This is a genomic window from Dyella nitratireducens, from assembly GCF_014642835.1.
Classification (GTDB): domain Bacteria; phylum Pseudomonadota; class Gammaproteobacteria; order Xanthomonadales; family Rhodanobacteraceae; genus Dyella_B; species Dyella_B nitratireducens.
The window spans coordinates 53,969-66,520 of the sequence record NZ_BMJA01000001.1 but is presented as its reverse complement, the minus strand read 5'-3'; the positions used below and the strand labels follow the sequence as shown (position 1 = coordinate 66,520).

The 12,552-nt window shown below is 58.5% G+C and carries 11 protein-coding genes; 6 read left to right on the top strand and 5 right to left on the bottom strand.

Features of this window, described 5'->3' with window-relative positions:
• Positions 1–161: 161 nt before the first annotated feature.
• A complete protein-coding gene (locus IEX75_RS00330; RefSeq protein WP_229720578.1) occupies positions 162–1,301 on the bottom strand; it encodes a phosphatidylinositol-specific phospholipase C1-like protein in 1,140 nt (379 codons plus the stop codon).
• Positions 1,302–1,603: 302 nt separating this feature from the next.
• Between IEX75_RS00330 and IEX75_RS00325 the strand changes: the two genes are divergently transcribed.
• Positions 1,604–4,564 carry a TonB-dependent receptor gene (locus IEX75_RS00325; RefSeq protein ID WP_188792289.1) on the top strand — a complete coding sequence of 987 codons (2,961 nt, stop codon included), beginning with the start codon at positions 1,604–1,606 and terminating at the stop codon, positions 4,562–4,564.
• A 269-nt stretch (positions 4,565–4,833) separates the two neighbouring features.
• Here the strand turns inward: IEX75_RS00325 and IEX75_RS00320 are convergent, their stop codons facing one another.
• Positions 4,834–5,247 carry an H-NS histone family protein gene (locus IEX75_RS00320; protein ID WP_188792288.1) on the bottom strand — a complete coding sequence of 138 codons (414 nt, stop codon included), beginning with the start codon at positions 5,245–5,247 and terminating at the stop codon, positions 4,834–4,836.
• Positions 5,248–5,574: 327 nt separating this feature from the next.
• Between IEX75_RS00320 and IEX75_RS00315 the strand changes: the two genes are divergently transcribed.
• Positions 5,575–6,078, top strand: coding sequence for a hypothetical protein (locus IEX75_RS00315; protein WP_188792287.1), 504 nt, complete (start codon positions 5,575–5,577; stop codon positions 6,076–6,078).
• 22 nt (positions 6,079–6,100) lie between these two features.
• Here IEX75_RS00315 and IEX75_RS00310 read toward each other — a convergent pair whose 3' ends face one another.
• Complete coding sequence (locus tag IEX75_RS00310; protein WP_188792286.1) at positions 6,101–7,762, bottom strand: MASE1 domain-containing protein; 1,662 nt, start codon at positions 7,760–7,762, stop codon at positions 6,101–6,103.
• Positions 7,763–8,117: 355 nt separating this feature from the next.
• Between IEX75_RS00310 and IEX75_RS00305 the strand changes: the two genes are divergently transcribed.
• Positions 8,118–8,477, top strand: coding sequence for a helix-turn-helix domain-containing protein (locus tag IEX75_RS00305; protein ID WP_308422100.1), 360 nt, complete (start codon positions 8,118–8,120; stop codon positions 8,475–8,477).
• Between the two features lie 66 nt (positions 8,478–8,543).
• Here IEX75_RS00305 and IEX75_RS00300 read toward each other — a convergent pair whose 3' ends face one another.
• Both IEX75_RS00300 and IEX75_RS24040 read right to left on the bottom strand, forming a co-directional pair.
• Entirely contained in the window at positions 8,544–9,194 is a 651-nt protein-coding gene (locus IEX75_RS00300; protein ID WP_229720577.1) for a quinone oxidoreductase family protein, read from the bottom strand.
• A gap of 75 nt (positions 9,195–9,269) precedes the next feature.
• Positions 9,270–9,512: an alcohol dehydrogenase catalytic domain-containing protein gene (locus IEX75_RS24040; protein ID WP_229720576.1), complete on the bottom strand. Its 243-nt coding sequence runs from the start codon at positions 9,510–9,512 to the stop codon at positions 9,270–9,272.
• Between the two features lie 142 nt (positions 9,513–9,654).
• On the opposite strand from IEX75_RS24040, the gene IEX75_RS00295 reads away from it, so the two are divergent.
• The 3 genes from IEX75_RS00295 (at position 9,655) to IEX75_RS00285 (ending at position 12,519) form a co-directional block, all read left to right on the top strand.
• Complete coding sequence (locus IEX75_RS00295; RefSeq protein WP_188792285.1) at positions 9,655–10,320, top strand: response regulator; 666 nt, start codon at positions 9,655–9,657, stop codon at positions 10,318–10,320.
• A complete protein-coding gene (locus IEX75_RS00290) occupies positions 10,317–11,714 on the top strand; it encodes an ATP-binding protein (protein WP_229720575.1) in 1,398 nt (465 codons plus the stop codon). The genes IEX75_RS00295 and IEX75_RS00290 overlap by 4 nt, the downstream gene beginning before the upstream one ends.
• Positions 11,715–11,868: 154 nt before the next feature.
• On the top strand, positions 11,869–12,519 hold the full coding sequence (locus IEX75_RS00285; protein ID WP_188792284.1) for a c-type cytochrome: 651 nt from the start codon (positions 11,869–11,871) through the stop codon (positions 12,517–12,519).
• Positions 12,520–12,552 lie beyond the last annotated feature (33 nt).

The window sequence follows — 12,552 nt, the reverse complement described above, 5'->3', positions numbered from 1 at the left end:
GAAGCGAATCTTGCGATGATGCTTGGCTGTGCCTAACGCTCAGTCCGGCATAGCCGGACGCGAGCTTCGCTCGCATCACCCCACCCTGACCCTCCCCTGCAAGCAGGGGAGGGACTGTTTCCGGTTTGCGTACGCATGTCGCCCTGAACAGACTTCTATGATCAAGGCGAAAGCTCCGCAGAAGTGCAAGGCACTTGCGCAAACAGCGGATCACATCGCGCATGCAAATGCGCAGGGAAGCTCACCACATAACCCGTAGCCGCCGGTTCGCCGTCCGGGTAGTCCGTGCTCAGCAATTGCGCACCGCTGGCCAGCATTGCATCGCGGCGCGTGGTGTCGTTGCGTTGGGCTTCCTTGAGGTCTGCATCGGTGCGGGTGCGTACCAGGTAGCCCTGTTTCACCAGGCCAGCGATGCTGGCGGCATCGCCGTCGTTGAGTTCGGTGAAAGCGGCGTCGTCGGTGCCTGGTACGGCGTTGGTGAAAAAAACGCGGCCGCGTAGCGAAAGGTGTCCTTGCAGATACGCCGGCCCCACCCAACGCTGGTCGAGCAGAAAAATCACTTTGCCGCGCGCACTTTTCAGCGTGGGCCAGCCTTGCTTGCGGATGGCGGCATTGAGTGTGGGGAACTGGCCGCGCACGTCGTCCGGGCTGATGTATTCGTTACGCGCAAACACCGAGCGGACTTCTGCATCCAGCGCATCAAGCGCTTTGGTATCGAAGGGCTCTGGCTCGACGACGGGGTAGGGCTTGCGCGTGGGTGAAAGCACGGTTTCCACCAGGATGAAGATCGGCAGGTGCGTGGGATGCGCTTGCGACCAGGTGCGGACCTCAGCAAGGCAAGTGATGAATGGCTGGCAATTGCTGCGCTGGTCTAGATCCTGGATGTGCATGACCTTGTAGCCGGGGCGCTGCATCACGGCGGGATCGGCAAATGGCGGATCCGGCGATAGCCCGGCTTGGCGTACCAGACTATCGATGGCCGGATGCGCATAACGTCCGCCTTGGGCGTCGCCGTAAACGTCCAGCTCGAGCTGGCGTACGCCATCGTCGAGCTGTTTGGTCAATGAAGGATGCGCGTAGTCGAGGATCGCAAATGTCACTGGGTCGAACCGCTTCCAGACAATCGTTTCGCTGGCACCAAGCCCTGCGTGGTAGCTGTTGTGGCTGCCGATGTACTGCAGTTCGTTCAATCGCAACGGCGTGGGTTGCGTGGTGCTTGCGTTCGTGGCGAAGCCGAAGAGCAACACTGCAAGCAGGCTCACCAGGGCATGCCCGATCGTGATGTCTCGTGTCACTCGCATGGGTGGATTGTGATTGTCATTTTGGGACATGGGTGAGTGTGCAGTGACTGCATCTTGTTTCAATCGATCTATATAGGCGATTTTTGATGCATATGGCTTGCATCCATATGACACGGTCATGAATACGATGAAAAATCATTTGGACGTCTAAATAAAAGTGAGCAATGGGTGATGAGCATCGTGCTATGCGCAATGCTTCATGTTATTGCCATCGAATTTTCATGCGCGCTCTCTAGCTTCGCCGACTTTCGCTTGCCGCCTTGGTGGCGAGCGGTTGAGGTTCCCACTTGGAGTGCGTTGCGATGTACCGTACGAAGAAGCGTTTGCTGGCATATTCGATTCTTGCTGCCATGGGCAGTCTGTTGCTGGTTCCAGCCGTGCAGGCGGGCGATGTGAGCGGCATGCTTACCGATCCTGCAACGGGCAAGCCGCTCGCCGGCATGACCATTTCCATCGCCCCTGCAGGACAGAGCGCGCAGACCGACGCTTCCGGCCATTTTGTATTGAAGGACCTGCCCGCCGGCCACTACACGCTAACGGCGGCATCGGCCGCGTCGCGCACCTTGACCGCGGCCGTGGATGTGCCGCAGCAGGGCACGGTGACAGCAGTTTTCAGCAGCGCCACCTCGCTGACCAAGATCACCGTGGCGGCAAACCGCTATGACGCCAGCCAGATCCAGATGGATGCCACCAATACGGTCAACGTGCTGTCGGCGGATGATCTGAAATACACCGCGGTCCACAATGTGGCCGAAGCGCTGGGTCTGCTGCCCGGCGTGAACGTATTCAACACCGGGCAATCGTATTTCGGCGGCATCGACGGTGCCTCGCGTGGCGAAGGCATGTTCACCTCGGTGCGTGGTTTGAACGCCGAGTACAACGTCAACCTGATCAACGGCGTCAACGTGGCGCAAGGCATGGCGTACAGCCGTGGCGTGCAGCTCAGCCTGCTGCCGCCGTCAGGTTTGCAGACCATCGTGCTCAACAAGACCTCCACGGCGGATATGGATGGTGACGCCATCGGCGGCACGATCGATTTTCGCACCCCGACTGCCTTCGATTTCAACGCGCCAACCAGCGGCAGCACCACCGCAAGCGGCCGCGTGGAAAGCCGCGCGCGCGATTACGGTGATAACGGCCTGGGCGGCGGCTTGGCCGGTGAATTCCAGACCAAGTTGGGTTCGGCACATCAGTTCGGCATATATGCCAGCGCGTACTACGACAGCCGCAACTACGTGAACAGCGAGGCGGCCGCGGCCACGGCCGCCCTGGGCGATGGCACGTGGGAGTTTGCACGCACCACCGCAGCGGGTAACAACGCACCAGGTTTCGATCCGCAACGGAACCTGGAAAGCACCGGCATGTACATGGGTACATCCTCGGGTTACACGCATCGCTATGGCGGTAACGTGTCGCTGGATTGGAAGGTGGACGACACGCTGACCACTTATGCGCGCATGAGCTATGCCTATGCCAAGACCGAGCAGGATACGACTTATCTGCAGCTGATTCCGGCCAATGTGACCTACAGCCAGATCGGTACCACGGGCGTCTATCAGCCCGTGATTGGTCGCATCGCCACGCGTTTCTGGTACGAAACCAATCCGGAGAAGGCGGATCTGGGAACTATCCAGTTCGGTGCGGACAAGAACATGGGTGGTTGGACCTTCTCGCCCAATCTGTTCTACAGCTGGGGCCATAACGACCGTCCGGATCACGTGGAAATCTCAGCGCGCAATGACGAATATTCTTCCGCCAATTTCCCCTACGGCGCGAGCACGGTGATGACGTACGGCGCCAACGGTTTTCCGTATCCGACGCTGACGCCGGCGATGACGGCGCAGTTCAACAGCGTATCCACGATGTACGCGCGGCGTGCGGGCGAATTGACCGAGTCGTACAGCGGCCAGGAGAAGGGCGGTGCGAAGTTCGATGCACGTTATGACTTCAACGACGGTGCGCTGACATCCGTGCAGATGGGTGTGAAGTACGTCGATAGCCACCGCGAGTTTACCAACCGCGACTGGACCACTGGCAAATACACCGATGACCGCAGCTTCGGCTCGCTGGGGCTGATCGATGGTTATTACTCGTCCGTTTTCCCGGGTGTTTACAGCTATGACGTGCCCACCATCAACCAGGCGGCACTAAAGCGGCTGATCGCGGCGAACGTGGTTCCCGGTGACCTCGACACCTGCAGCAACCTGTATATCAACAACTGGAACTGCAATACGCAGCGCGCCAACGAGGCTGTGAGTTCCGCCTATGCCATGGCGACGTTGAAGTGGGGCGATCTGGAAGTGATTCCGGGTATGCGCTTTGAGCATACCGATATCCGCAATAATTTCTGGGTGACGCCGCAGGATGCGTCCGGCAACGAGCTTCCTGGCTACTTCGCCAAGAACTTCACCCATTACGACGAACCGCTGCCCAGCGTCTTCGTGAACTATCGCCCGAGTGATGGCGCGGTATATCGCGGAGCGATCTGGACGAGTTATACGCGCCCGGCCTTTGTACAGTTGGGCGGCGGTTCGCAGGTGAGCGTTTCGGCGGATGGCCTGACCACCATCACCGAAGGCAATCCGGATCTGAAGCCGATCGAATCGCTCAACATCGATCTGTCCGGCGAATGGAGCAATCAGCACGGTGGCCATGCCATGCTGGCCGGTTTCTACAAGAAGCTGTCCAACTACATCTACGAAGCCGGCAGCAATCCGGTCAATGCGGGCACGACAGATAGCGGTACCATCCAGTACATCAAGCCGATGAACGGTGGCGACGGCCGGGTGTATGGCATCGAGGCGGCAGTGCGCCAGAAATTCCAGGATATGCCGGCGCCGCTGGATGGCTTCGGTGTCGGCTTCAATGTGACCGGCCAGCATACGTCGGTGGACTTGGGCATGGCGGGTTTCCATAACGAGCGCATCCAGAATGCGCCGGACCTGATGGCCAACGGTGAGCTGTTTTACGAAAAGAATGGTTTCTCGGTGAATCTGAGTTACCACTACGCCAGCTCATATATCGCGACCTACGATTATCTGGGGCAGGGCGCGACCTGGGATGATTTGTGGGTGCGCCCGATAACGCGTGTCGACCTGCATGCCGGTTATGCCTTTTACGACCATTTCCAGGTCGATTTGTCGATTTCCAACCTGACCAGCAACTACTCGTATTGGTCTCATGTTGGGAAGAACAATCTTGCGTTGTCCGATATTGTGGATTCGGGGATGACGACCTTGGTGACGGTGAAATATTCTTTCTGATGCTGATTTTCTCCCTCCCTTACATGCAGTAGAGGAGGGTTGTCACGAAGGTATGTGCTCTCCCTTACCGTGATTCCCACGAAAGCGCCTGCGCGTTTGCGGGAATCACGGCGAGGCAGAATAGGTGCTCAGGGCAAGCCAGGGTTGATGGCATAAGCAAAAAGAAAAGGCGCGGGGAAACCCGCGCCTTTTGCTTTTCATGCCAGGCAGTTTGGCCTCTCACCCCACCCTCTTCCAAAAATGAAGAGGGATAGAGGCCAAACCCACCCTCAACGCCGCTTGACCCTGCGACGCGTTGCTTTCTTCGCAGCTTTCTTCGACGGCCCTGCCTTCTTGCGGGTGACGGCACCATCGATCAACAGGCTTTCTGCAGTAACGCCACGCTTTTTCAGCGCCGCGGCAAACCACAGCGGGCGCTTGCCGCGTCCGGTCCAGGTTTGCGAAGGATCTTCAGGATTGCGGTATTTCGGGGCGACGGTTCCCCGCTTGCCGACCTTGCCGCCGCGGCCACCACGGGTGGGATACACATCGGCCAACGTGAGGCCGGCGTTGCTGAGCAGCGTGTCGATTTTCTTGCGGACTTCGTGGATCTGACTGGATTTGGCTTCCTGCATTTGTGCGTTCGCGTTGCTAATGAGTGACTGGAGTTCTTTCGGTGAAAGGTTTTTCAGGTCAATGGCCATGATTGGTCCTTATAGTGGTTTTATGGGTGATGCCAGTATCAAGCTAGTCAATATGAACGAATTTTGCAAATCTTTTTAACGCATGTCCTCAGTAAGCCTGGCGATTTTCGAGAGATAAGCGCACTGGGTCGTGCACTATTTTTATCGATTTAGGCAATAGCACCTCGGATATACCCTATTGAAAAGGAGAACGGTGTCTCCAATATGGGCGTTTTTTGGGCCTATAACCCAGGCAAGGCGCGGCATAAGGAACGACACGCCTTATACACGACCTGGTGTTAGATTTGCCCAGGTAACCGGTGCTGCCATGATAGAAGGGGGTAACTTATGTTTCGCAAACCATTCGGTTTTGCTTCGCGCACTGGCGTCGTAGCGATAGCGTTCGCAGCGCTTTTATCCACGTCGGCCCTCGCCCAGGCGCCTGTTACTGGCCTCGGGCAATCGTGGCCGAATGCGACGGATGTCAGCGTAAGTCCGCATTACCATGTCTACGTATTTGTTCGAGATGGTATTCGCTATGTCCAGGTTAATGATTTGAACGGCACGGTGCGTGCCGCCGTGGCGATTGCGGATAACGTGGTGCTGGTGTTGCCGGTGGGCGTGGATGCCCAATATGTGACGACGCAGCACAGCTTTGCTCAGTCGGCGGCATCGGAAAATGCAAGCGTGACGGAGACGGTTTATAGCGACAGTAGTACGCGTATTACGGTTACGCCGACCAGTACGGGGGCGGCGCAGGTTAATGTGGCGACGACCCCGCCGGTGACGCCAAATGGTATTTGCACGAATCCCGCCAACTGCAGCATAGTCAGCGGTGGCACCGGTCATTGATGGTGGTTTGAGCTCTATTGTCTCAACGGATGTATAGCTCCGGCGAGGCAGCGGGAGCCGCAGCACGCGGCTCCTGCACCCGCTGGCTTACGTCGTGCAACAAGCTGGTCATGCGGAACGCATTCGCTTCCGTAAACGTGTGCAACTCACCGTTGTACAGGCGCGCGTAGTCACGCATCGCCATCGCGCTCAGGCTGTTTGCACCGAGTTTGGCCGCCAGGTGCTGCGTTTCCTGCTTATTTTGAACGGGCAGGGCAGCTTCCGTGTGATGTGCACTGCCCTCGACACGCAGCACGGCCCAGCGCTGGCCGTGAGTGAAACCACCGCGTAGCGAGATGGTGATGGTGGACCAGGCATGTTGTGCCATCACATACACCACGGCTTCGCAGGCCAAGCGATAAATGGCAGCGTGCACACTGGGTGAAAGCTGGCTGAGCCCGCGGCCGGTCAGCTCGAAGCGGTAGGCAATGCTGGCCTCGTCCAACGCGCGTCCGATGGTTTCGCGCAGTGCGGCGGGCAGGCCACGTTCGCGCCAAGCCGTCGGGTGCATGGATTCCACCAATTGATAGACCTGGCTCTGCGTGGTGGCCATTTGCTTGTAGTAACTCTGGCCTTCCATCGGCGGGATCATATGCTTGAAGCGATTAAGTAGCCGCGTTTGGGTCAATTGCAGGCCGCCGGCAACTTGCTCAAGCGTCTGCGAAGCCTGTCTCATGCGCAATTCGCACAGGTACAAACCTTGTTGCGCAAGTTTGACGGCTGCGTTGGCATCGACGCGCTCCTGCTCTTCGGCGGCGTTCTGCATGCTGACGCGAACGCCAAGTGCAAGCAGGCATGTGACTGAGAAAGCGATAAAGGCTTGTGCACCAATCACGTCCAGATCGCCAATGAGCGATTCCATGTTCATGAAGATGCAAATGATTGCCGCTGTCGTGCCGACCGTTGCCGCGCGCCAGCCATGTTTCAAGGTGAGCCATGCCGCCGGGAGCAACATGGCCATGCGTATGACTGGCTTGATGCCTGTGGGAGCATGCAGATTAAGCCAGTAAAGAACGGCCAATGTTGGCAGCAGCAAGACCATGGATTCTTGCAACAGCGGATTGCTGATCCACTTGGCAAAGCGATTGCGCCAGGGCTGAGGCTTTTGCAGCTTGAGTGCCAAAGCGATCGGCAGAATGGTAAGAATCCCCGCGTACTTGCCAAGGAAAAGCTGCACGGCCTGTATGCTCTGGAATTGGTAAGGATGCGGGGTGCCGGCCGGCTGCACCACGACCAGCAGCAGAGATACGGTGATAGCCGTCCAGACAGCGGCGGAAAGCGCGATGCAAATAAGCAGCGCTTTGGCCCTGATCAGGTGTTTGGATGGGAATAGGCCAAGGCTGCGTTTGCACCACGCTACGATGGGCATGGCAAAAAGAATGGCTGGGATCGAATTGCCGATTTCCCATGCGAGGCCGAAGGGCGCCTGCTCCGGCGAGGTGTAATAGAGCGTCGGGCCAAGTTCGGCCAGTGCGAGGGTTGGCCAATAGCGATAGGGCAACAGCAGCAGACAGCCCAATCGCAGGCCGCTGATGATGTGCCAGATGCCAACCGAATAAGGCCGCAACAGCGTGTACACCGTCCCGTACACGACGAAGACCGTCACCTGCTGCAGCCATTTGTTTTCCGTTATTGATTTCAGCATCGGTGCACCCCTGAGCATTGGATAAGCGCGCCCCTACCGTCCGTTGCGATATGACATCCGATGGTGCAAAACAGGTAAAGCTTAGACCGTGCCATAGACGCCCCCGTGTTGGGTCCAGAGGCTGTTTTTGACGTTTCGCGGCAAGGATGGTGCGTTGGGGGGCCATCATACGCAGCCGGGTTTTCTTGAAACGTGAAGGCGAAAACATAGAACCAGGGCTACATCACGTTTTGGCCCGCATCCCAATGCGTGCTTATCCAGCGGGCGAAAGGCCCACCATGGCCCGCCCTGACAGGCAATGCCCCTTGTCAGTTTGTTGTAGGAGAGCGTCGCTGACGAAAAAAAGGAACAACCGATGGAAGGCGCACCTGCCTATGAGATAATCACCGATCCTGCAGCACACTTCGTTCCCATGACCCTCCCGAAAGACGCCTTCCGCCGCTTCCAGGAAGAACTGGCGGCACTCGATAAGGAAATCGAACAACGCGCACCGCCCAAAACCAAGAAAGAGACGGCCAAACAGGCTGCTCTAAATGCCATGGAGAGGGCGAAAGCGGAGTTTCTGGCGCTGAAGGAGCGTCACAATCTGTCCGTTGCGGACGTGATCGCCTTTTTCCCGGAGGAAGAGGGGATCGCTTACCTGCAGAGCCTGATTGTGCAGCAGGCTGAGGCCAAGCCGCGGCGGGGGCGGAAGCCGAAGGTGCGTGACGCCTAGCCGTGTCTGGAATGGCGTACCGAAAAACGGGGACACCCTGGTCCCTCCCGGTAACAACCTGCCCCGTCAGGGCACAATCACGACCCGTCCAGGTGTGCCCTGGGCCACCGCCTCGTAAGCTTCCCGCCCTTGAGCCAAGGTATAGCGGTGGGCGATAACCGGCGGATCGAACTTGCCGTTATCGAACCCCCGCGCGATGGCCTGCATGAGCCGGGCCGATTCCACCACGCCCAGTTTGGCGCTGTCGGCGCCCAGCAACTGGGTTTCGTTGTGGTAGAAGTCGATCAGGTCGAATTCCACCCGCCGCCGCCCGGTGGCGCTGATTTCCACCACCCTGCCACGCCGCTTGGCCACGCCGAGGGCAGCTTCGAAGGCGACTCCGCCTACGCTGTCGAACACCACGTCCACGCCATCGGACAGACCATCCAGATCGCGCACGCCAGCGACGGTATGTTCGTCAAACGGCACGAAGGCATGCATGCGTTTTCCGGCCGGCGAACTGGCGTCCACCGGATGCCGGTCGATGCCGATGACACGGCAGCCCAATGATTTGGCGATCTGCGTGACCGCACCGCCGACACCGCCGCCTGCACCGATCACGGCGATCGTTTCGCCTTCGCGCAATTGGGCGTAATCCACCGTACCCAGCCACGCCACCACAAAATTCACGCCGATGGCCGACGCCTGTGCATGATCGAGCCCTGCGGGTTTGCGCACCAGCGCGGCAACCGGGACCTGGATGTATTGCGCATGTGTGCCGTCGCGGATGAAGCCGATATCGCCGCCCGTGCCCTACACCTCCACGCCGCGCCATGCTGGTGGCCCTTGCTCCACGATGCCGCTGAAATCACGCCCGGGGATACGCGGCAGCGTGGTCTGTGAAAAATGGCCGGACACATTTTTGACGTCGCTGGGATTGACCGATGCACCATGCACCCGCACCAGTGCGCTGCCGGGATCGAGGTGGGGCGTGGCGACGTCAACGTACTCCAGCACATCGGGTGAACCGTGGCGGGTGAATCGCAAGGCCTTCATGCGCATCTCCGGGCTGACTGATAGTGCGTGGAAATCAGGTGATCTTCCGGTGGGTGTCGGTAAGACCGCCCTAAGCTAATCTCCACAGAATAACCAAGCGGGACAATACCTCTCATAAGGTAGGACGAAGGTAAACGGCGGCATGCACATCATCTTGGTCGAAGACGACCTGCAATTGGGCGAGGCCATCAGGCAGGCACTGGAACGGCTTTCCTACGCGGTGACCTGGCTGCGCGACGGGCGCGAAGCGCTGATGGCGATGCGTGATCAGACGGCCGACTTGGTCCTGCTCGATCTGGGTTTGCCCAACAAGGACGGGCTGGAGGTGCTTGCCGAAGCGCGGCGTTCGCACGTCAACACGCCGGTGATCGTGATGACCGCGCGCGATGGACTGGAAGCACGTGTGCGTGGTCTCGATGCCGGCGCGGATGACTATCTGGTCAAGCCCTTTCATCTGGAGGAACTGAGTGCGCGCATCCGCTCGCTGACGCGCCGTGCACAAGGGCTTGCTGCCAATCGTATCGACGTGGGAGTGATCAGTCTGGATATCGGTACCTGCGAAGCAGAGTACCGCGGCACGCGTGTCGAACTGACCCGTCGCGAATTTTCTCTGCTGCGCATTCTGATGGAGCGAGCCGGACGTATCGTGCGCCGCGAGCATCTGGAAAACTCGCTGTATGGTCTGGACAACGCAGTGGGCAGCAGCGCGCTGGAAGTGCAGATTCATGCCCTGCGCCGCAAGCTGAGCTTCGACGCCATACGCACGATTCGCGGCGTGGGCTACATGATTCCCAGGGACCCCACGTGAAGCGCCTGAGTCTGAGCGGCCGGTTGCGCTGGATGATCATCGCCGTGCTGATTGCCGTGCTGCTGCCGATCGGCCTGTATAGCTATAACCGCACGTTGAAGGAAACGCGCGAGCTGCTGGATGGGCGTCTTGCGCAATCGGCGCGTACGCTGGATGTGCTGGTCCAGCATGCTGGTCTCGATGCGTTGCGCATGCCGGAGCAAGGGTTGTTGGTAGTGCCGATCCTTGGCCGCGAGGCCGAAGAACAGCTGATGCACACGCGCACCTATGAAACGGAAGTGGGTTATCAGGTGTTCGACATGCACAACCGCATGCGCCTGACCACCACCAACCTGGCGAAACTGCCGTTGCAGCCCGCGCCCGTTTCCGGTTTCGAAAATCATTTCTTCGAGGGTTACGGCTGGCGCATTTTCACCCTGGTCGATGACGTCAATAACGTGGTTATACGCGTCGGTGAGCGTGATGACAGTCGACGGGATATCACGCATGCACTGTGGCTCGATTTGGGCTTGCCTCAGCTTGTCGGCTTGCCGCTGTTGGCGGTGTTGGTGGGCTGGGCAGTAAAGCGCGGCTTGCGTCCGCTTGAACGTTTGCGGCAGGCGCTGGCGTCGCGCGCGCCGGGCAGCCGTCAGCCTATTCAACTGGATCGTTCGCCACAGGAACTGCAGCCCGTGGTGGATGCCTTGAACACGCAGCTGGAACGCCTGGAGGATGCCCTGGAACGTGAGCGCCGTTTCAGCGCAGACGTGGCGCACGAGCTGCGTACACCGCTTGCATCGACCATGATCCATCTGGATGGCGCCATGGCTGCGCCACTGCCAGCCGACGCACAGACTGCATTGACCAGTGCGCAATCCGGCCTGGCGCGACTGGCCAGGCGCATTGAGCAATTGCTGGCGCTCGCGCGGCTGGAGGCCGGCGCTGCAGTAGGGCAGCGCAGTGAAGTCGATTTGATCGTCGTGGCGATGAATGTGATCGACGAACTAGCACCACTACTTGGTGAAAGCGGCGTGGAATTCGCTTTCGCTGAGCACGATGACAGCCTGGTGATTTACGGTTACGAAGCCGCGATGGCTGCCTTGCTGCGCAACCTGATCGAGAACGCCATGCATCATGTGCCGTTGGGCGGGCAGGTGCAGCTATCCATGCGCCGCTCACAAGGCGCGACGGTGATTGAAGTGATTGACAACGGCCCTGGCATTCCGCTGGAAAGACGGGCCAGCGTGTTTGCGCGTTTTCATCGCGAATCAAGTGGTGGTGATGGCTATGGCCTTGGTCTTTCCATCGTGCAGCGTGCAGCGCAATTGCATAATGCGACGATTGAATTGCTTGATGCACCGTCAGGACGTGGGTTGCGGGTGCGAGTAGCGATTCCTGGCGCATCTTTCCCGTAATGCAATTAGCGCCACAATCTCAATGCTAGTACTCGTTGCGTAGTGCAAAACGCCATAGATATGGTCGATGTCTACGATATAGAAAATCAAATTCCTATCGTGTGTTTTAGCCGTAATACTGCAAGCAGCCACCCTAGTCATCAAGGGCTAGCCAATGTTGTTCGCAGTATGTCGCTTCGCGAGAGCGCGTGATTTTTTCTTGTCTGTTCGGATGGGCGTGGTGTTTATGCTCATCTTTCCATTTTCATTACTGTCGCTTGCCGCCACACCACCGGCATCAGTGCAAATTTGCGCTGCATGTCACGGCTCATCAGGTGCTGGTTCTGCAGCGGGTGTTCCGCGTATCGCCGGCATGAATGCGGATTACCTTGCGCATGCACTCACGATGTTCAAAGCTGGAACACGTCGCAGCGACGTGATGCAGCCGATTGCAAAAACACTATCGGATGCCGACATCAATGCGCTGGCCCATTTCTTCTCCGCACAAAACCCACCGCTTGCACCGGCTCCCGCGCCGGCAACTGATCTGGTGACCGCAGGCAACACACTGGCCATGCATGGTGGTGACAATGGCGTTCCTGCTTGCTTTTCCTGTCATGGAGAAAACGGCAGAGGAAACGGACAACGTTTCCCTGGTATTGCTGGCGAACCGGATGCATTCGTCGTGAATCGCCTGCACGAATTCCAGGTTAGAGCCAAAGCTGATACGCCAAAGCCAGGCTCCATGACCGAAGTGGCTTCCAAGCTGACAGAGGAGCAGATACACGCGGCGGCAGCGTTCTTGTCGGTGACGCAGCCTCACTGATGCAGAAAGCGCAAGCTCAATGTGCCATCGCCT

What these genes read in the sequence shown, in the direction of transcription:
- IEX75_RS00330 (WP_229720578.1), bottom strand. Translation starts at nt 1,301, where the DNA reads ATGCGAGTGACACGAGACATCACGATCGGGCATGCCCTGGTGAGCCTG.
- IEX75_RS00325 (WP_188792289.1), top strand. Translation starts at nt 1,604, where the DNA reads ATGTACCGTACGAAGAAGCGTTTGCTGGCATATTCGATTCTTGCTGCC.
- IEX75_RS00320 (WP_188792288.1), bottom strand. Translation starts at nt 5,247, where the DNA reads ATGGCCATTGACCTGAAAAACCTTTCACCGAAAGAACTCCAGTCACTC.
- IEX75_RS00315 (WP_188792287.1), top strand. Translation starts at nt 5,575, where the DNA reads ATGTTTCGCAAACCATTCGGTTTTGCTTCGCGCACTGGCGTCGTAGCG.
- IEX75_RS00310 (WP_188792286.1), bottom strand. Translation starts at nt 7,762, where the DNA reads ATGCTGAAATCAATAACGGAAAACAAATGGCTGCAGCAGGTGACGGTC.
- IEX75_RS00305 (WP_308422100.1), top strand. Translation starts at nt 8,118, where the DNA reads ATGGAAGGCGCACCTGCCTATGAGATAATCACCGATCCTGCAGCACAC.
- IEX75_RS24040 (WP_229720576.1), bottom strand. Translation starts at nt 9,512, where the DNA reads ATGAAGGCCTTGCGATTCACCCGCCACGGTTCACCCGATGTGCTGGAG.
- IEX75_RS00295 (WP_188792285.1), top strand. Translation starts at nt 9,655, where the DNA reads ATGCACATCATCTTGGTCGAAGACGACCTGCAATTGGGCGAGGCCATC.
- IEX75_RS00285 (WP_188792284.1), top strand. Translation starts at nt 11,869, where the DNA reads ATGTTGTTCGCAGTATGTCGCTTCGCGAGAGCGCGTGATTTTTTCTTG.